General features: G+C 68.1%; 17 protein-coding genes. 5 read left to right on the forward strand and 12 right to left on the reverse strand.

Annotated features, from left to right (window positions below):
- Position 1: 1 nt before the first annotated feature.
- Positions 2-1,129 (reverse strand): hypothetical protein, encoded by a 1,128-nt coding sequence (locus AC25Y0_RS06570; RefSeq protein ID WP_488122044.1) that lies wholly within the window; start codon positions 1,127-1,129, stop codon positions 2-4.
- A 1-nt stretch (position 1,130) separates the two neighbouring features.
- Here AC25Y0_RS06570 and pseB point away from each other — a divergent pair, with 1 nt between their 5' ends.
- Genes pseB through pseI form a run of 3 tightly spaced genes read left to right on the forward strand, consistent with a single transcriptional unit; the run spans position 1,131 to position 4,279 of the window.
- Positions 1,131-2,111 (forward strand): UDP-N-acetylglucosamine 4,6-dehydratase (inverting), encoded by a 981-nt coding sequence (gene pseB, locus AC25Y0_RS06575; protein WP_488122043.1) that lies wholly within the window; start codon positions 1,131-1,133, stop codon positions 2,109-2,111.
- On the forward strand, positions 2,112-3,236 hold the full coding sequence (gene pseC, locus AC25Y0_RS06580) for a UDP-4-amino-4,6-dideoxy-N-acetyl-beta-L-altrosamine transaminase (protein ID WP_488134405.1): 1,125 nt from the start codon (positions 2,112-2,114) through the stop codon (positions 3,234-3,236).
- Positions 3,233-4,279, forward strand: coding sequence for a pseudaminic acid synthase (pseI, locus tag AC25Y0_RS06585; RefSeq protein ID WP_488122041.1), 1,047 nt, complete (start codon positions 3,233-3,235; stop codon positions 4,277-4,279). The genes pseC and pseI overlap by 4 nt, the downstream gene beginning before the upstream one ends.
- Here the strand turns inward: pseI and AC25Y0_RS06590 are convergent.
- Entirely contained in the window at positions 4,253-4,753 is a 501-nt protein-coding gene (locus AC25Y0_RS06590; RefSeq protein ID WP_488122040.1) for a GNAT family N-acetyltransferase, read from the reverse strand. The genes pseI and AC25Y0_RS06590 overlap by 27 nt on opposite strands.
- An 82-nt stretch (positions 4,754-4,835) precedes the next feature.
- On the opposite strand from AC25Y0_RS06590, the gene AC25Y0_RS06595 reads away from it, so the two are divergent.
- Entirely contained in the window at positions 4,836-6,269 is a 1,434-nt protein-coding gene (locus AC25Y0_RS06595; protein ID WP_488122039.1) for a hypothetical protein, read from the forward strand.
- Between the two features lie 7 nt (positions 6,270-6,276).
- On the opposite strand, the gene AC25Y0_RS06600 is transcribed toward AC25Y0_RS06595, so the two are convergent.
- From AC25Y0_RS06600 to AC25Y0_RS06645, 10 genes are all read right to left on the reverse strand, one after another.
- Positions 6,277-7,353, reverse strand: a complete 1,077-nt coding sequence (locus tag AC25Y0_RS06600; protein WP_488122038.1) for a glycosyltransferase family A protein — start codon at positions 7,351-7,353, stop codon at positions 6,277-6,279.
- A 22-nt stretch (positions 7,354-7,375) separates the two neighbouring features.
- Positions 7,376-8,530 (reverse strand): glycosyltransferase, encoded by a 1,155-nt coding sequence (locus tag AC25Y0_RS06605; protein WP_488122037.1) that lies wholly within the window; start codon positions 8,528-8,530, stop codon positions 7,376-7,378.
- A 53-nt stretch (positions 8,531-8,583) separates the two neighbouring features.
- Positions 8,584-9,708: a glycosyltransferase family protein gene (locus AC25Y0_RS06610; RefSeq protein WP_488122036.1), complete on the reverse strand. Its 1,125-nt coding sequence runs from the start codon at positions 9,706-9,708 to the stop codon at positions 8,584-8,586.
- Positions 9,705-10,856, reverse strand: a complete 1,152-nt coding sequence (locus AC25Y0_RS06615; RefSeq protein WP_488122035.1) for a glycosyltransferase family protein — start codon at positions 10,854-10,856, stop codon at positions 9,705-9,707. The genes AC25Y0_RS06610 and AC25Y0_RS06615 overlap by 4 nt, the downstream gene beginning before the upstream one ends.
- Complete coding sequence (locus AC25Y0_RS06620; protein ID WP_488122034.1) at positions 10,853-11,926, reverse strand: glycosyltransferase; 1,074 nt, start codon at positions 11,924-11,926, stop codon at positions 10,853-10,855. The genes AC25Y0_RS06615 and AC25Y0_RS06620 overlap by 4 nt, the downstream gene beginning before the upstream one ends.
- On the reverse strand, positions 11,923-13,704 hold the full coding sequence (locus AC25Y0_RS06625; RefSeq protein WP_488122033.1) for an ABC transporter ATP-binding protein: 1,782 nt from the start codon (positions 13,702-13,704) through the stop codon (positions 11,923-11,925). Before AC25Y0_RS06625 ends, AC25Y0_RS06620 begins: the two co-directional genes overlap by 4 nt.
- A gap of 46 nt (positions 13,705-13,750) precedes the next feature.
- Positions 13,751-14,737, reverse strand: coding sequence for a Gfo/Idh/MocA family oxidoreductase (locus AC25Y0_RS06630; protein WP_488122032.1), 987 nt, complete (start codon positions 14,735-14,737; stop codon positions 13,751-13,753).
- Positions 14,737-15,834: a DegT/DnrJ/EryC1/StrS family aminotransferase gene (locus AC25Y0_RS06635; RefSeq protein WP_488122031.1), complete on the reverse strand. Its 1,098-nt coding sequence runs from the start codon at positions 15,832-15,834 to the stop codon at positions 14,737-14,739. The genes AC25Y0_RS06630 and AC25Y0_RS06635 overlap by 1 nt, the downstream gene beginning before the upstream one ends.
- Positions 15,831-16,439: an acyltransferase gene (locus AC25Y0_RS06640; RefSeq protein WP_488122030.1), complete on the reverse strand. Its 609-nt coding sequence runs from the start codon at positions 16,437-16,439 to the stop codon at positions 15,831-15,833. The genes AC25Y0_RS06635 and AC25Y0_RS06640 overlap by 4 nt, the downstream gene beginning before the upstream one ends.
- Positions 16,440-16,510: 71 nt before the next feature.
- Entirely contained in the window at positions 16,511-17,671 is a 1,161-nt protein-coding gene (locus AC25Y0_RS06645; protein WP_488122029.1) for a glycosyltransferase family 4 protein, read from the reverse strand.
- A 70-nt stretch (positions 17,672-17,741) separates the two neighbouring features.
- On the opposite strand from AC25Y0_RS06645, the gene AC25Y0_RS06650 reads away from it, so the two are divergent.
- On the forward strand, positions 17,742-18,446 hold the full coding sequence (locus AC25Y0_RS06650) for a glycosyltransferase family 2 protein (protein WP_488122028.1): 705 nt from the start codon (positions 17,742-17,744) through the stop codon (positions 18,444-18,446).
- Position 18,447 lies beyond the last annotated feature (1 nt).

Raw genomic sequence — 18,447 nt, forward strand, 5'->3', positions numbered from 1 at the left:
TCTACGCGTTCGGGTCTGCACGCCTGGGGCGGCTTCGCTCTTCCAGCGCGACGGCGACACGTTCGGCACCACGACCGTCGAACAGGTCGCGGCAGGCAGACACGAGTCGGCGACGAAGCGCCTCATCGTCGATCAGGGGCACCACCGCCCGCACGATCTCGTCCGCGGCCGGTGGCGAGTTCACGACATCGAAGCCGAGCGCGATCTGGGCCGAAACGGCCGCGGCCAGCGAGGCCTGCTGATTCGGCACGGTCGCAAGCAGAAGGCTCGGCGTTCCGATCGTGGCGATGTCCCACGCACTCGTTCCTCCGGCCGAGATCGTCACGTCGGCTTGTGCGAGCAGAGCGGGCAGCTCGGGCGTCGGGGGAAGCACGCGCCACAGCGCGCTCTCGCCGCCGAGTTCGTTCAGCCGGTGATGCTGACGAACGGGTGCCACGAAAGTGAAGGCGGCGCGACCGACGAGAGCGACACACGCGCGAGCGACCTCGACCGTCCGATCATCGGGGTCGGTTCCCCCGAGCACCACGACGATCTCGGGCGGTCGATGCCGGATCTCGGCGGGGTCGGGGTGTGCCACCTCACGGATGGCACGCCGCACAAGAGCGAACTCGCCCCCGATCAACTGCGCCTGCGCATCTGCGCCGGGCAGAAGAGGTGCGCCGAGGTTCTGATCGAGATACAGCGATGCTCGTGCACCTCTGGCGTCTCCGTCGGCGAGGAGCAGCACGGGCACGACGTCGTTCAACGCGGATACCGAGTCGGCCGGCACGAGGTAGCTGTCCACGACCACCCAGTCCGGCTCGAGCGCCGTCAGAGCCTCGATGTCGATCTCGTCGCGCGGCGAGTCGACAACATCCACTCGCGACGCCGTCACAGCCGCCGAAAGCCACGGAATCTCGATCTCCGCTGTCGCCAGAGTCACACGGTGCCCGCGTGCCAGCAGCGCCTCGGCGAGCGTCAGCAACCGCATGACGTGACCGGTGCCCTGCGTGCGGCCGGCGTCGGCACGCAGCACGACATGAAGAGGCCGGTGCCGCCGGTTCGCCCCTGTCTCGTGCGGATGCGACCCCGGGTACGCTTGGTTGGTCGCAGCCGTCTGTGAGCCCGCGGCACGAGCGAGAGGTTTCACGATGTCCATCCTCAATGGTTCGTCGATCCTGGTCACCGGCGGCACCGGCTCGTTCGGCAAGGCGTTCATCCGTCGCATCCTGACAGACTTCGATCCTCGCCGGATCGTCATCTATTCACGTGACGAACTGAAGCAGTACGAGACCCGTCTGCTGCTCGGAGACGACCCCCGACTGCGGTGGTTCATCGGCGACATCCGCGACGAGCACCGGCTGCGCCGTGCGATGCACGGCGTCGACTACGTGGTGCACGCTGCCGCCCTCAAGCAGGTCGACACGGCCGAGTACAACCCGTTCGAATTCGTCCGAACGAACATCATCGGTTCGCAGAACGTCATCGAGGCCTCGATCGACGCCGGCGTGAAGAAGGTCGTCGCGCTCTCGACCGACAAGGCCTCGAGCCCCCTCAACCTCTACGGTGCGACCAAGCTCGCCGCCGACAAGCTCTTCCAATCCGGCAATCACTACGCGGCCGGCTACGAAACGCGCTTCTCGGTCGTCCGGTACGGGAACGTCATGGGTTCACGGGGATCCGTCGTCCCGTTCTTCCGCGGACTCGCCGAGCGAGGCGAATCGCTGCCCATCACGGATGAGCGGATGACCCGCTTCTGGATCACGCTGCCTCAGGCGGTGCAGTTCGTCGTGGATTCCTTCGACCAGATGAACGGCGGTGAGCTCTACGTGCCGCGCATCCCCAGCACGCGGATCCTCGACATCGCCGAGGCTGTCGCGCCGGGCGCACCTCGCCACGACGTCGGAATCCGGCCGGGAGAGAAACTTCACGAAGAGATGATCTCGGCGGACGACAGCCGTCGCACGATCCTCGCCGGAGACCGCTACATCGTTCTGCCCACGATCGCTGACTGGGGTTTCATCAAGCCCGAAGGCGAACCGGTCGCCGATGGGTTCGCCTATCGCTCGGACAGCAACGACCAGTGGCTCTCGGTGGAGGAGATCCGCGAACTCGTGGACGGGATGAGCTGAATGGCCGTCCCGTACGGGCGCCAGTGGATCGATGAGTCCGACATCGAGGCGGTCATGGCGGCTCTGCGCAGCGATTGGCTGACGACCGGCCCCGCCGTCAGCGAGTTCGAGCAGGCCGTCGCAGACGCAGCCGGCACCGCGCACGCCGTCGCGGTCTCGTCGGGGACCGCCGCGCTGCATGCTGCCTACGCTGCGGCCGGCGTCGGAGAGGGAGACGTCGTTCTGACGACGCCGCTGACGTTCGTCGCGACCGCCGCGACCGCCGCTCAGCTGGGGGCTCGTATCGAGTTCGCCGATGTCGAACCCGATACGGGCAACATCGATCCCGACGCCGTCGCAGCGGCGATCACACCCACGACGCGCGTCGTGGCGGGCGTCGACTATGCGGGGCATCCGATCGACGCCGACGCCCTGCGACGCATCGCTCATGACGCCGGCGCTCTCCTTCTCGAAGACGCGGCGCATTCGATCGGCTCGACCCTCGACGGTCGCCCCGTCGGCTCGCTCGCGGACCTCACGACGTTCTCCTTCTTCCCCACCAAGAACCTGACGACAGCCGAGGGCGGCGCCGTCGCCTCTGGCGACGTCTCTCTCACTGATCGCGCGCGCGCCTTCCGCACCCACGGTCTCGTCCGTGACCGCGCGCTGCAGCGCCACCGCGACGAAGGCCCCTGGCACCAGGAAGTCCACTCGCTCGGCCTGAACTACCGTCTTCCCGATGTGCTCGCCGCGCTCGGCACGAGTCAGCTTCGACGCTTGGCGATGTTCAAGGCCCGTCGCTCGGCGATCTTCGACCGCTACTCGACCGAGCTCGCCGATCTCGGACTGACCCTCCCGACTCGCCGGAGCGGCGCCGACCCGATGTGGCACCTCTACCCGCTTCGCGTGCCGGCCGCTGACCGTCGTCGCATCTTCGAGGAACTGCACGCACGCGGCATCCTGGTGCAGGTGAACTACGTCCCCGTGTACTGGCATCCTGTTTTCGAGGATCTCGGCTATCAGCGCGGAATGTGCCCCGTCGCCGAGCAGTACTACCGCGAAGAGATATCGCTGCCCATGTTCGCGGCGCTGTCCGATGACGACCAGAGCCGCGTCATCGATGCCCTGCGTGAGGTGATCGCATGACCCCGCTCATTCCCGACACCGGCGACCACCCTCCGCTCGTCGTCGCCGAGATCTCCGGCAACCACAACGGTTCTCTCGACAGGGCGCTCGACATCGTCCGCGCTGTCGCGACGACCGGCGCTCAGGCCGTGAAGATCCAGACGTACACCGCCGACACGATCACCCTCGACGTCGACACCCCCGCCTTCCGGGTCTCAGAGGGCCACGCCTTGTGGGGCTCCCGCACGCTGTACGACCTCTACACCGAAGCGCACACGCCTTACGAGTGGCACGAGCCGATCTTCACCCTCGCTCGCGAACTGGGACTCGTGCCCTTCAGCACCCCCTTCGACGAGTCTGCGGTCGACTTCCTCGAGAGCCTCGACACTCCGCTCTACAAGGTCGCCTCGCTCGAGATCGTCGATCTGCCGCTCATCGCGCGGATCGCGGCGACCGGCAAGCCCGTCATCATGTCGGTGGGCACCGCCACGATCGAAGAGGTCGCCGCAGCGGTCGATGCCGCGCGCTCGGCGGGCGGTGACGACCTGACGCTCCTCGCCTGCACGAGTTCGTATCCTGCCCGCGCAGAGGACGCGCACCTTCGCCGTATGGCCGCGATGCGCGACCTGTTCGGCGTGAAGGTCGGGCTCTCCGACCACACTCTCGGTATCGGGGTATCCGTCGCAGCCGCTGCGCTGGGCGCACGCGTGATCGAGAAGCACGTCACGCTCTCACGCGCAGACGTCGGCGTCGACAGTGCCTTCTCGCTCGAGCCGGACGAACTGAGGATGCTCGTCACGGAATCTCGCGCCGCCGTCGCCGCGCTGGGATCGGCGAGCGCGTGGTCGACAGCGGCAGAGGCGGAATCGCTGCGCCTGCGCCCCTCGCTGTGGGTGAGCGCCGACGTGCGCGCCGGTGACGTCGTGACAGAGGCCAACGTCCGCTCGGTCCGTCCGGCGGGCGGCCTCGCCCCTGTCCACCTCCCGACGGTTCTCGGTCGCCGTTTCAGCGCGGATGCCGCACTCGGCACACCGCTGTCATGGGACCTGCTCGCCGGCGCCTGACGGCCGCGAATAGGTGTCCGCCTCGCTGCCCTCGTGGACGCGAGAGAATCCGGCGGCCTCGAAAAGCTGAACGGATGCTGCGTTCGCGGGCCGGATGATCGCGGTGAGCGTCACGATGTCGGCGTGGTCTCGCGCGAAACGATCGATCGCCCCGCTCAAGAGCGCTTTGGCGAATCCGCGACCGCGCGCGCTCGGGGCCACGGTGATGCTGACCTCGGCCGTGGGCGAATCCTCGTCGACATCGAAGCGACATGTGCCGATCGGCAGCCCGGTCTCGGCGTCCTCCCCGATGACGATCTCCCGACGCGGCGACGCAAGGCTCGCCTCGAGCCACGGGATGTGATCCGCGGGAGACACCGCGTCGGTCTGCAGCGACATCCGGCGTGTCAGCGGGTCGTTGCGCCACGCCAGCAGCATCTCCGCATCCGCCGCCGCGGCAGCGCGGAGCCGTACGCGCCGTGCGGAATGACTCATCAGGACAGCGTAGCGAGCCGTGTCGACGCCCTCGCGCGGGTAAACTGAGCCGTTGCCCTCTTCCCGCGCGAAGGAGACCGCTGTGGCTGAGACCGCCGGGATGCGTGCGCTCCTCGACCTCGAGGACGCCGCACCCGATGCGCTGTTCGAGCGGATCTCGGGGATCGACCTCCCCCTGTGGCCGCTCGCGCGCTGGCCGGTCTCGCGTGCACTCGCCGAGACAGACATCGGCACGACACTGCCCCCGCAACCGCTCCGGCCGCTTCGGCAGCGGGTCCTCACAACGGCGCGCCAGGCGTTGCCGAACCCCTGGTCGTCTCGACGGGCGCCGCATGCTGACCACCTGTTCGTCGTCTCCGGATGGACGAGGGTGCCCGGGCCCGAGGGCTTCCACAATTGGCTGAGCGACGATTTCGCCCGTGCGCTCGGGACCGACGCCGTCGTCGTGCAGGATGCGTATGTCGACCGGCTCAGCCAGAGCGACACCCGCCCCGCGAACCCGCGCACCTACTCCTATGCACGTGCCATCGAGCGTACGACGCGCGCGACACGGGCTCGGCCCCTGCCTGCCCAGGAACGCGCACGCCTCGAAGCCGCCCTCCGCGCGGCCTTCGCGGCGCTGGACCACCCTGTGACCGACTCGGGACGCGAGCGCGCCATCGCCGACGTGCTCGGCCGGGCGGATCGGGCCCCCCATGCGCGCTGGGAGTTCGGCCGGTTGCTCGATCGCGTGCGGCCGCGACGGATCTACATGCAGACCGCCTCGTACGGCACCCGGGCGAGCGAGATCATGCTCGCCCACGAGCGGGGCATCGAGGTCGCCGAACTGCAGCACGGCTGGATCGGCAGCAGTCATGCTGCGTACAACTTCGGCGCCGCGATGCACCGCGACGACCTGGAGAAATGCCTGCCGGACGCGCTCCTCGGCTATGGCGAGATGTGGGGCCGGACCATCCGGTTCCCGGGGCGGTTCATTCCCGTGGGCAAGCCCTCGCTCGACCCCGCCGTCCTCGCCACGACATCGTGGAACGAGCGACCCAAACGGGTCCTCTTCGTCTCGAGCAACTTCGAGCATGTCCTCGTGGATCGTACGCTCATCGCACTGCATGACGCTCTGCCCACTGACTGGACGGTAGCGCTGCGGCCGCACCCCGTGGAGCGCGCGAGCGCCGCGCAGCGGCACGCGACGGCGCTCGAGCGTCCTCGGATCGAACTCGATCTGAGCGCTGATGCCTCAGCAGCGCTGGCAACCAGCCGAGCCGTCGTCGGGTTCTCCAGCACGATGCTCTTCGAAGCGCTGGCCTACGGCAGCCACGTGGCGGTCGTCGACTCCGTGCTCGCCGAGCACTACGCCGATGCCAGCGTGTTTCCGCTGCGCATCGCGTCCGACCTCTCAGACGCCGCCCAGGCTGCCGCTCGTATCCAGTCCGAGCCGGATGCCCTCGAGGCTGCGCTCACCGAGGCGGTCTGGCAATCGGGATCCGTCGCGTCGTTCTGCCGGTTCGCCGCGACCTGATCACGGGTCAGCTCCCTCGGGCAAGCAGCCGCGACGCGAGGCCGAAGCGAACGGGCGCTTCGCGTGCGAACAGGAAACGAACATCACGCGGCGCGAGGTTGCGCGGTTTGAGCGCGGTGCGGTGAGGCAGCAACGTCAACGCGCGTGAGAGCTGAGGTGGCGCGCTGGTGAACGAGTCGAGGATCTCCCGATCGGTGCGAGACAGCGGATGGAACGCCCGCGGAGCGATCGCAGCACAACGACGCACGGTCTCGCCGAGGACACGCAGATCGTCGTCACTCCAGAGGGCGGCTTCAGGCCTGGCCAAGACCCACTGGATCACGTTGTTGCGCAGAATCTTCGTGATCAACGCGTCGCGCTGCGCCGCCGACAGCCCAGCGAACGTCGCGCTCGTGAGCAGGCCGTCGAGAAAAGCCACGTCAGCGGCGACGGGCTTGCGAGCGGTGGTCACACGCGTGGGCGCATCTTCGTGAACGAGGTAGGCCGGACCGCGTCGGTCGAAGGAGATGTTCGCGCCCGAGAACCACAGTCGGGTGCTGTACTCCACGTCTTCGCCGGACGCGACCCCGGCGGGAAAGCGCAGATCCCCGAAGCGCGGCCGCGAGACCAGACCGAGCGGCGCCGACCGATACGCAAGCCGGTCCGCGACGCCCTGCAATGCCCGCCGGCGTCCGACGCGCACGGGCGGCGTCAGCGTCGGACCGCGCCCGACCACCGATACGCGGGGGATGACGACGTCAGCATCCGTGTCGTCTGCGAGGGCGAGCCAGGAGTCGATCGCTCCGGGCGAGAGTTCATCGTCAGAGCCCATGATCGACGTGAACCGTGCCGTCGACTGCTCGAGGCCGAGGTTGAAGGGTCCCGACGGGCTGGGGATGCCGTCGTCGAGGCCCAGGAGCCGCAGCCGGTCGTCGTCGGCATACCGGCCGAGCGCCGTCGAGACATCGGCCACGGGGAGGTTGTGGCAGACGACCGTCACGCGGACGGAACTTCGCGTGCCGTCGAGCACCGAGCCCACGGCGCGCTCTATGGGGCGGCGCAGGTCGTGGACCGCGATGATGTGGTCGACATCCGGCTCCGGCACCCGACGAGCCTACCAATCGGCGTCAGGGCCGCGCCGGCTTCGGGTCCGCCCCCAGGAAGTCAGCCAGCACCTCTGCGGACATGCGCCCGTCGTGGACCGCCGAGACAAAATCGATACCGGCGGTGGCCACGCCCTGGAGCGCTTCGGGATGACCGGCGATGTCCCGCAAGACGTCTTCGAGGGTGCGCGGATCCGCTTGCACGACCGGCAGCTCGCGACCCGTCGTCCGTCGCACGTGGTCGCGCACCTGATCGTCGACGTTGCCCACGACGATGCGACCCGCCGCCATCGCCTCGCAGGCCGCAACCCCGTAGTCACCGACCCGCACCTGGTCCAGGACGACGTCGGCGCGTTGGAACCGGGCGGGCATCTCTGCCGCGGGGACCCCCTCGACCCGCTCGTAGCGGATCACCCCCTCGGCGGCGAGCTTGTGCAGCACCGGTTCCACCATGGCGGTGCCCTTGATCCACGGATTGCTCGGGGCGTGGACCACGAGGGGCACCTCAGCGTGGGGCGCGCGCTCCGTCTTCCAGCGCTGGGTCTCGATCACGACGGGAAGCCACCGACCCTCCGGCACGTCGATGAGCATCCCCGGCGTCGAGGCGAACGCGGGGACCTTCACGTCATCGAGAAGCGCACGGTTGCGCGCCGTCTCTTCGATCAAGCGCGGCGTCATCGCCCACTCCCCCGTGACGAACGGAGAGAACTCGTGCGTGCGAGCGTGCAGCTCGGGCGAGCGCATGTCGCTGCCGTGCGTCAGCATCGCCACCCGGAGCCCTCGCGCTTGGAGCCAGCGGATCTCGTCGGCCACGGACTCGTGATAGACGTCGCCGAACAGATGGCGCCCGGCCTCGACGATGACATGCGTGAACCGGGCGGAGACATCCGCACGCTGGCGTCGCTGCCAACGCCGTGACATCAGATACGTGGATGCCGGCACATTCTGGTCCACCGGAAAACGGAACCCCGTGCCGGCGCTGTACGCCATCGACACGGCGGAGACTTCGTCGAGATGCTGCTCTGCCGCGCGCGCCCACTGCCAGCCCTGTCCGGCGAAGTTGACGGGACCGATGAAGAGTCTCGTGCCGGTTTCCGCGGGTTCCGGGCCGCGCACCGTGGCTGCGGGCTCGAACCCCAGCCGCCCCGGCAGAACCCGCATCAGCATGGGCTCGGGCATCCTCCGAGCCGCGCGGACCGCGAGGGCACCGAGACCAGCGGGAAGAGCCATTCCTAGGCCTCCCCGGCGATTCTCTCGATCGCGCGCCGCCAGACTTCGACCTGCGCGCCCGCCGAGAGATCGAACGCGGCCGCATCCGAAGCTGATTTCCAGCCGGCGACGGTCTCCCTGTCCACGTCGTCGAGCACGCGAGTCAGTGCTGCCGTCGTGAAATCATCGGCGACTGCTCCGATCCCACGCTCTCTCACGAGCGCTTCCATCTCAGGGGAGGGACCCACGATGACTCCCAGACGCGCTTGCACGTAGTCGAAGATCTTGTTCGGCAACGCCCAGGCGTTGTTGAAATTGACGGGCGGAAGCACGTGCACTCCGACGTCGTATCGGTTCAGTGTCTCGACCAACTGCGCATAAGGCACGGGTGGGTGAAGCGTGATCCGCGGATTGCTGTCGGCGATGGCGCGAATGCTCTCGAGAAGTGGCGGGTCGTTCGGCATGAGGTAGAGGTCGAGCGAAACCTCCGTTCGAGCCTCGATCACGGCCGCGACGAGCTGCTCGATTCCGCGGTCCGGTAGACATGCGCCGCTGTGGACGAGCCGGATGGGATCATCGACGGGCGTCGGCTCGATCCGTGCATATGGGGCGGAGTTGGTCACGACCTCCACGTCCACGCCGAAGCACCGTCGGTATTCGGCCGCGATGCCGTTGGCGACGGTGGTGATGGACGCGACTCGCGGAAGGTGACGTCTGCAGATCCAACGGATGAACGGTGCGACGAAGAGTCGCCACCGCTGATTGTCTTCCTTCTGACGCGGCGCATACTCGTGGAGATCCGCGTGCACGCCGATCCGGGGGGCCAGAGCGAGGGCCAGTGGGACGGTATCGATGTCGTTCGCGATCACCACGTCGAAGGTCTCGCCCACGAGGGCCTTTCGCGCATAGGCGACAGCCGGGTTATGCCAGTACCCACGTCGGTAGAGGCGTGCGACCAGGGCCAACCGGTCGTACCGCCAGTACACGCGGTCGTCGGGCAGTCGCACGTGACGGACGACGCCGTCGGGGGCTGGACCGTAGCCGAACGTCACGACGTCCCAGTCGTCGCGGAAGAGTTCGATCTGCTTCAGCACCCGCGCATCCGAGGAGATCGGCGAGAACGACAGGATGAGCATTGTCTTCCTCATCGGCGTTCGCCCCGTTCAACGAGGTCGCCGATGAGCCGGTCCCAGATCTGCATCTGCACTTCTGCGCCGAGTTCCCGCGCCGACTCCTGCGCAGCCCGCTTGAAATCGGCGACCGCCTCGGGCGTGAGCCCATCGAGCGCCCGGCTGATGTCGTCGACGTCGAAGCCGTCGGTCACCAGGCCCAATCCGTACCGCCGAACGTAGTCGGCCATCTCCGGGGAAGGACCCACGACGATCCCCAGCCGCGCTTGCACGAAGTCGAACAGCTTGTTCGGCAGCGCCCACTCGTGGCTGAATGAATTCGGAGGCAGGATGAAGATGCCCATGTCGTAGTCCTGCAGCACCGTCACGAGCTCGCTGTACGGGACCGGCGCATTGACTCGGACGCGGCCGGGAACCTCGTCGGCCGCCGCCCGCAGCTCTTCCAGATGGACGGGGTCATTGGGCATGAGGTACAGGTCGAGAGTGCAGTCCGCAGACGACTTCTGGACCCCTCGGATCGTCTCCAGCAGATCCCTGTTCCGCAGGCACACGCCCGAGTGGACGAGCCGGATCGGAGCGTGAACAGGACGCGGTTCGACGTCGCGATAGGGCGTCGCGTTGGTGACGACCACGGGCGCGAAGCCGAAATCGATCTCATACTGGCGGGCGAGGCCCCCGCTGACCGTGCTCCATGATGAGGCCCGGCTGACGTAACGCCGGCACACCCAATCCCAGAACGGCTTGATCAGGCGCATCCATGCTTCGTTCTGCTCGTGCAGCCTCGGGCTGTACTCGTGCAGGTCGGCGTGGACACCGAACGTGGGGCGCTGCCGGAGCGCGAGCGGGACCGCCTCGACGTCGTTGGCCAGGATGACGTCGAACCGCCGGCCGCGCAGCGCTTTCGCCGCCCAGCGCACGGCGGGGATGCGCCAGTACGCGGCACGGTACTGACGAAGCGTGATCAGCTTCCCTTCCAGCTCACGTGCGGCGAGGCCGTCGGGAATGCGGATGTGGTCGATGCCTTCCCGCTCGAACTCGCCGATGCCGCACGTGGTGACGGCGTATCGATCACGGAAGAGCTCGATCTGCTTCAGTACCCGCGCATCCGACTCCAGCGGCGAGAACGAGAGGATCAACAGGCTCGGTTTGGCGGATTCCGTCGTCATCGTGGGCTCCTGTCGATCGCGTAGCGTGCGTACCTGCGCAATACGCTCTCCCTTCCGAACACCCGCGTGATCCTGCGCGGCACGAGCTGGTCGATCCGCCCCGCGGTGCGGCGGCGTGCGATCGCCTTCTCCAGATCCCGCGCCGTCGATGACGACGACGCGGCGACGTCCAGCAGCGCGCGGTCACCGCGCGGAAGATCCTCGAACCCGCGCGCGGAATATGCCGCGAGAGATCCGATCGTGTCCGCCAGTGACGCCCGCGCATCCGCCGGCCAGGAATCCGCGGCGGGCCGCGCGTGCAGAGCACCGAGGATGTTGACCCGCACCAGCTTCGCCACGAGCGACGCCCGCACGTGTGCGGGTTGCTTCGCGGCCCACGAGCTCTGCAGCAGGCGGTCGACGGGGGCGAGCACGGTGCGCATATCCCGCGGGCTCGTCGTCACGCGTTCGTCGGCATCCGCACCGATGACGTACGCAGGCTGCGTCCGATCGAACGAGATGACCCGGCCCGACGTCCACAGGGCGCTGCTCCAGGCGAGGTCGCCGCCGACGGGCATGCCTTCCGAGAGCGGTCCGTCATCGGGCACGAGGTCGCGGCGGATGAGCCCGAGTGGTGCCGTGCGGTGGAAGAGCCGATCCCGCACCGCGTCGAGTCTGAGCCGTCGCCAGGGGCGTGCGAGCGGGTTGGCAAGGAGCGCGCCGTTCTGGTAGCGCAAAGGGGCGAGGAGGATGTCTGCACCCGTCGCCTGCACCGAGTCGATCCACGTGTCGAGAGCACCGGGTTCGGTGAAGTCGTCCGACCCCATGATCATGACGTACGGTGCCGTCGCCAGCCGCAGCCCGTGGTTGAAGGGCCCGGAGGGCGACGGGATCCCGTCGGCGAACTCGACCACGCGGACATTGTCCGCAGCCGGCACACGTGGTGTCACGGCGTCTGCCGGGATGCCGTGACAGACCACCGTCACGCGCACACGCGTGCCTGCGCCGATGAGGGATTCGACGGCACGATCCACGCGCCGACGCGGGTCGTGCACCGCGATGACGACGTCGACGACGGGCGCCGTGCTCACTCGGTGACCCCGAGCCCCGCGAGCATCGCCTGCTCGGCGAAGTCCGGGTCTGCCCGAACGACATCGTCGAATTTGCCGTGGGCCACGATCGTGCCGTCCCGCATGAAGCAGACCTGATCGCTGTCGCGGATCGTCGAGAGCCGGTGGGCGATCGCGATCACCGTCACTTCACCGTGCAGCTGCCGGATCGCGTGCGCGACGGCGGACTCGGTCTTGGTGTCGAGCGCGCTCGTCGCTTCGTCCATGACCAGCACGAGAGGCTCGCCGTACAGCGCCCGGGCGATGCCCAGCCGTTGGCGCTGCCCGCCCGACAGCGACATCCCCCGGTCACCGATCTGCGCGTGGATGCCGCCCTTGCGCGCCTCGATGACGTCGAGCAGCTGAGCGCGTTCGAGCGCGCGCCGCACCTTGGCCTCGTCGTAGTCATCGCCCCAGGTCAGAGCGACGTTCTGCGCGACGGTGCCGGTGAAGAGCGACACCTCTTGCGGCACGTATCCCACGCGCGAGCGCCAGGCGGCCAGCACGTCGGGAAGGGGCTGACCGTCGATGGTCACCGAACCCTCGGTCGGCACGAGAAGGCCCAGGATGATGTCGACGAGTGTCGATTTGCCGGCACCCGACGAGCCGACCAGGCCGACGCTCGAGCCCATCGGGATCGTCATGTCGACGTCGTGGACGGCGGGGGCGCCGCCCGACGGGTAGGTGAACCCGACGCCCTGCAGCTGGAGCGTGACCGGGTCTCCCACGAGCGGCCGGGTGCCCGCGGTGTCGTCCCTCGTCGCCTCAGCGGCGACGATGTCCTTGAGGACCGCCGTGACGACCGGGATGCTCGACTGAGACTGCGTCAGGATCGATTGGAACCCGGTCAGCGACGGCACGATGCGGAACCCTGCGACACCGAAGAGCGCGACCGATGAGAATGCCTGAGCCGGCCCGCCGATCGCCCATGCGACGCCCCCGATGAGCAGGAAACCGCCCACCAGGGCTGCGTCGTAGACGTAGCGAGGAACAGCGCCGAGGAAGCTGAGGTTCGCGCGCGCCCGTACGGCGCGGGCTCGGTTCTCATGCACGACAGAGGCGACGGATGCCGCAGAACCGCGAAGGGTGATCTCTTTCAGGGCGCCGACCATGTCGGACATCAGCGCTGCGACGCGGAAGGAGTAGTCGCGGTTGACGCGTCCGGCGATGGTCGCCCGCCTGGTCACGAGGAAGAACAGCACTGTCGCGATGATGCCGAGGTAGGCGAGCGTCACGAGAGCGATGAACGGCTGGCTGATGAGCAGAGCCACGAGCACGGCGACGAAGGTCGTGACCAACGCGGGGATCATGCTGAGCGGCACCAGGAATCCGCCGATCACCGACGCGATGCCGACATCCGCCATGCGCACGAGCTGCGCCGTGTTGCGACGGAGGCGCTCCGTCCACGGTGCACGGATGTAGACGTTGAACAGCGTCGCGCCGATCTCGAGTTCGTACCTCGCGAAGCGGCGCGTGGCGACCCACTGCAGCCACGTGGCGAGGGCCGACTTCAAGACGATCAGCACGCAGACGATGACGAGCAGCCCGATGGCGCCGTCCTGCTCGATCTTGCCGATGACCGGGAGGGTGATTCCGCTGCCCTGCATCATCGAGCTGAACGCGACCGCCAGGAGCATCAGCGCGGCGATGTCCAGCACCGCGAGCGCCGACGTCAGGACGATGTACACGACCATGAACCGCCGTGCGCCCGCCGGGAGGTGCGGAAGGAGCGCGCGGAGGGTCTCGATGACGCGCTTCACGACGTGATCCGCCCGAACCGCGACAAGGGAGCAGGGGATGCGAGCATCAGAGCACCGCCGCGGTGTTCGTCCTCGCTGATTCCAGAGCGGCCTCGACGACGACGAGGGTCCGCTGACCTTGAGCCATCGTGACGACGTCACTCGGCTTGCCGAGCACCGCGTCGCGGAAGGCTTCGTGCTCCACCCGGAGAGGCTCGCGCTTGGCGAACGCGTAGCGCGTGACGTCTCCTTCGGACACCCCACGGAAGGCGGCCATCGATTCCCATTCCAACGGGACCGTGCCGTTGGCGAAGAAGGTGAGGTCGCCCGTGGACGTGTCGGCGGCGAACGCGCCCTTCTCGCCCGTCACGACGGTGAGCCGCTCCTTCATGGGGCTGAGCCAGTTGACGAGATGATTGACGATGACCCCGGACTCGAGCCGTCCGGTGATGGTGATCATGTCTTCGTACTCGCGCCCGCTCTTGAACGTCGTCTGCGCGAAGAGTGTCGCGTAGTCGCTCTGGGCGACCCATGCGGTGAGGTCGACGTCGTGCGAGGCGAGATCCTTCGCGACTCCGACATCGGCGATGCGTGCGGGGAAGGGCCCCTGGCGACGAGTCTGGATCTGGTAGACGGCGCCGAGGTCACCCGCTTCGATCCGCCGACGCATCTCCTGAAGCGCGGGGTTGAAGCGCTCGATGTGGCCGACGGCACCGACCAGCCCCGCGTCCGCGAACGCGTCGACCATGCGCTGTCCTGCGTCGATGGAATCCGCTATCGGCTTCTCGACCAGGGTATGCACACCGGCGGCGGCGAGCTTGAGCGCCGCATCCTCATGGAACCGCGTCGGCACCGCGACGACGGCGATGTCGATCCCCGCCGCGATCAGCGCTTCGATATCGGGCAGCACCTCGAGTGAACCTGCGACGCCGTGGGGATCACCGCCGGGGTCGGCGATCGCGACGAGTTCGACGCCGTCGAGTTCACGCAGCACCCGCGCGTGGTGGCGTCCCATCATCCCGACGCCGAGGAGCCCTGCCCGCAGCACGGCCATCAGGCGCCTGCCCCTGCGACGGCGTTGACCGCCGCGACGATGCGATCGAGGTCGTCCTGCGAGAGCGACGGGTGGACGGGCAGCGAGACGACCTCGCGCGCAGCTCGCTCGGTCTCGGGAAGGTCGAGACCCGGCGCGAAGTGTGCGAGCGATGGGAGCCGGTGGTTCGGGATGGGGTAGTACACCCCGCTGCCGACGTTGTGCTCCTCGCGAAGGGCGCGCACGAAGCCGTCACGATCTTCGGGAACGCGCACCGTGTACTGGTGGTAGACGTGCACGGCACCCTCGGCGACGGGGGGAATGATCACGCCGCGCAGGTTGGCATCGAGGAACGCCGCATTGCTGCGACGGGTCGCCGTCCAGCTGTCGACCTTGGTCAGTTGCACCCGACCGATTGCGGCGTGGATGTCGGTCATCCGGGCGTTGAAGCCGACGACCTCGTTCTCGTACTGCTTCTCCATGCCCTGGTTGCGCAGGAGCTTGAGCATGCGGGCGATCTCCGGCGTCGCGGCGGAGACCATTCCGCCCTCGCCGCTTGTCATGTTCTTGGTCGGATAGAGCGAGAACATCGCGAACTCGCCGAACGTCCCCACCTGACGGCCGTCGAGCGATGCACCGTGAGCCTGCGCTGCGTCTTCATACAGGGCGATACCGCGGCGCGACGTCAGCTCTTCCAGCTCACGCATGCGAGCGGGGTGACCGTACAGGTGCACCGGCAGCACGCCACGGGTCTTGTCCGTGATGGCGGCTTCAACGGCCACAGGGTCGAGCGAGAAGGTGTCCGGTTCGATGTCGACGAAGACCGGAGTCGCTCCGGTCAACGCGACGGAGTTGCCGGTCGCGGCGAAGGTGAACGACGGCACGATGACTTCATCCCCCGCTCCGACCCCTGCGGCAAGCAGACCCAGGTGGAGGCCGGACGTGCCGGAGTTCACCGCGACGGCGGGGCGCCCCGCGAGGAAGTGCTGGGAGAACTCCTCTTCGAACGCGGCGACCTCGGGCCCCTGTGCGACCATTCCCGAACGAAGGACGCGGTCGACGGCCTCTCGCTCGTCGTCGCCGATGATGGGCTTGGCGGGCGGGATGAACTCGGTCATACGACCTCCTCGTGAAGAATTCCGTCAATCTCTTTGTATCGATCTCCCGATGACGGGCAGACCCAGGCTCCATCGCCGCTCTCGACGAGCGGCACTCCGGCTCGGCCGACCCAGCCGATCCTGCGCGCGGGGACACCCGCGACGAGCGCGAAGGCGGGGACGTCCTTGACCACCACGGCTCCGGCGGCGACCGTCGACCACGCACCGATCGTGACCGGAGCCACGCAGATCGCGCGCGCACCGATCGACGCGCCGCGTTCGATCGTGACGCCGACCGGCTCCCAGTCGTCCGCGCTCTTGAGCGCCCCGTCCGGGGTGATCGCGCGCGGGTACGTGTCGTTGGTCAGCACGACGGCCGGTCCGATGAAGACACCGTCCGCCAGGCGCGCGGGCTCATAGACGAGGGCGTAGTTCTGCACCTTGCAGTTGTCGCCCATCGTCACACCCGCACCGATGTACGCGCCGCGGCCGATGACGCATTTGCGACCGAGCTGTGCGTTCTCGCGCACTTGCGCGAGGTGCCAGATGGACGTGCCCGCACCGATCCGCGCGTCGGCAGAGACATCAGCCGAATCGACGATTCGGACGGCGTCTTGTTCGGTCACAGTGAAAGCTCCTACCCGCGGCGAACTCGGGGCCGCCGGTACTGCATGAAGTCTACTCGCCGAGCCGGTTCTCACCCTGTGCGTCGGCGCCCGCGGGCCGCGGCCTCGTCGATCGCGTCGATCACACGGCCGGCGACGGCCGTCGCCGAGACGTTCGCGACCGCCCACTCGGCGATCTCAGCCCGCCGGTCCGGGGACGGCTCGGATGCCACGGCCTCTTCGATGGCGTCCGCGACAGCGGCGGGAGACTCATCACACGCCCACCCAAGATCGGCGTTCTCGACGACCGCCCCCAGGCTCGCGGGTGCCGACAGCACGACGGGGGTACCCACGGCGAGCGCGGAGTACATCTTGGTGGGCACCGCGAAGTCATAGCCGATGTGCGGTCGAAGGGAAGCGAGCGCGACGCGCGCCCCCCGGAGGCGTCGGGCGGCCGACTCTGCATCGACGGGCGGACCGAAAGTGACATGCGGCAGATCCGCGAGCTCTGTCGCGAGCTCTTCCCAGTCGCTCCCCTGCCCGACGAATGCGACCCGCGGCCGCACACCGCGTGCATCCAGAGCCTTCAGCGCCGCCGCGAACACTCCGGCACCGTGCCATTCGCTCGCGGTGCCGACGTACGCGGCATCGACCTCGGGCTGCTGTGGAACGACGTCAGCCCGGAACGACTCCGGATCGACCCCGTGGCCGACGACGGATACCCGGGCGGTCGGTGCGAGTTCGCGCACGGCGTGAGCCACCCCGTCGGATACCGCGACGACGTGGGCCGCACCGCGCAGGGCGTGGGACTCGAGCCACCGCACGACGCGCAGCACCACCCCGGGTGCGCCCGTCGATGCCGCCGCGAGCGAGAGGACGTCGGCCGCGTAGTAGACGTAGGGCGTGCGCCGCAGCGCGCAGGCGATCCGCACCGCCATCCCGGTCGTGGGTGGCGGTTCGACGATGACGACGTCTGCGCGGCGCGAGAAGAGCACGCGGAACAGCGCCGGAACATCGAAGCTGAGATAGGGCAGGTAGCCGCGGACATACCCGGCACGATCGCGCAGGACCGGCCAGCGTCGGATGCGGTAGCCCGTAGGCGACGGGTCCGCCCTGCGCACACGCGGTGGCGTGCTCGTGAGCACGGTCACCTGGTCGCCCCGCTCGGCGAGCGCACCGGCCAGCGCGGCAAGACGCTGACTGGCCGCGGACGGTTCCGGCAGGAAGATCCGGGTGACGAGAGTGATCCGCATGACGTGACGATCCTAGGCGAGGCATCCGATCGGCAAGGGCGCCGCGGGTGGCTCTGACAGAATGGAGGCCATGACTTCTTCCGTCGAGCCGGGCGTTCCCGTGTCGCCCGATCCGGAAACGTGGGTCGTGATCCCGCTTTTCAACGAGGCATCCGTCATCGCGGACGTCATCAGCGGCCTGCGTCCGCATTTCGCCCACATCGTGTGTGTCGATGACGGCTCCACCGACGATTCGGTGCGCAATGCCGAACAAGCGGGCGCGGTCGTCGTGCGGCATCCCATCAACCTCGGGCAGGGAGCCGCGCTTCAGACGGGGATCGAATACGCGCTCTCTCATGCGTCCTGCCAGTACATCGTCACGTTCGACGCCGACGGTCAGCACCGGGTCCAAGACGCCGTCGCCATGGTGGCCGACGCCCGCGCGCACGGCGCGGCGATCATCTTCGGCTCCCGATTCCTCGATGACCGCACCAATCCCGGCGTCATGAAGAAGGTCATCCTGAAGACCGCCGTCTGGGTGACGAACATGTCGACGGGACTGCGTCTCTCGGACGCGCACAACGGCCTCCGGGTCCTGCGGCGCGATGCCGCTGCGCAGATCCACTTGAACCAGGACCGCATGGCCCACGCCACCGAGATCGTGCTGCAGATCGGCCGGACGGGGCTGCCGTGGCGTGAGCACCCCGTCGAACTGCTCTACACCGACTACTCGAAGGCCAAGGGACAGAGTGTGCTCAACTCCGTCAACATCCTGGTCGACCTGATCATCAAGTAGG

Source organism: Microbacterium sp. Y547, from assembly GCF_057669785.1.

Bases quoted from the DNA above. Each gene is read 5' to 3' on its own strand.
- AC25Y0_RS06610 (WP_488122036.1), bottom strand. From the start codon at position 9,708: ATGAGGAAGACAATGCTCATCCTGTCGTTCTCGCCGATCTCCTCGGAT.
- AC25Y0_RS06605 (WP_488122037.1), bottom strand. From the start codon at position 8,530: ATGCCCGAGCCCATGCTGATGCGGGTTCTGCCGGGGCGGCTGGGGTTC.
- AC25Y0_RS06590 (WP_488122040.1), bottom strand. From the start codon at position 4,753: ATGAGTCATTCCGCACGGCGCGTACGGCTCCGCGCTGCCGCGGCGGCG.
- AC25Y0_RS06650 (WP_488122028.1), top strand. From the start codon at position 17,742: ATGACTTCTTCCGTCGAGCCGGGCGTTCCCGTGTCGCCCGATCCGGAA.
- pseB (WP_488122043.1), top strand. From the start codon at position 1,131: ATGTCCATCCTCAATGGTTCGTCGATCCTGGTCACCGGCGGCACCGGC.
- AC25Y0_RS06635 (WP_488122031.1), bottom strand. From the start codon at position 15,834: ATGACCGAGTTCATCCCGCCCGCCAAGCCCATCATCGGCGACGACGAG.
- pseC (WP_488134405.1), top strand. From the start codon at position 2,112: ATGGCCGTCCCGTACGGGCGCCAGTGGATCGATGAGTCCGACATCGAG.
- AC25Y0_RS06630 (WP_488122032.1), bottom strand. From the start codon at position 14,737: ATGGCCGTGCTGCGGGCAGGGCTCCTCGGCGTCGGGATGATGGGACGC.
- AC25Y0_RS06645 (WP_488122029.1), bottom strand. From the start codon at position 17,671: ATGCGGATCACTCTCGTCACCCGGATCTTCCTGCCGGAACCGTCCGCG.
- AC25Y0_RS06615 (WP_488122035.1), bottom strand. From the start codon at position 10,856: ATGACGACGGAATCCGCCAAACCGAGCCTGTTGATCCTCTCGTTCTCG.
- pseI (WP_488122041.1), top strand. From the start codon at position 3,233: ATGACCCCGCTCATTCCCGACACCGGCGACCACCCTCCGCTCGTCGTC.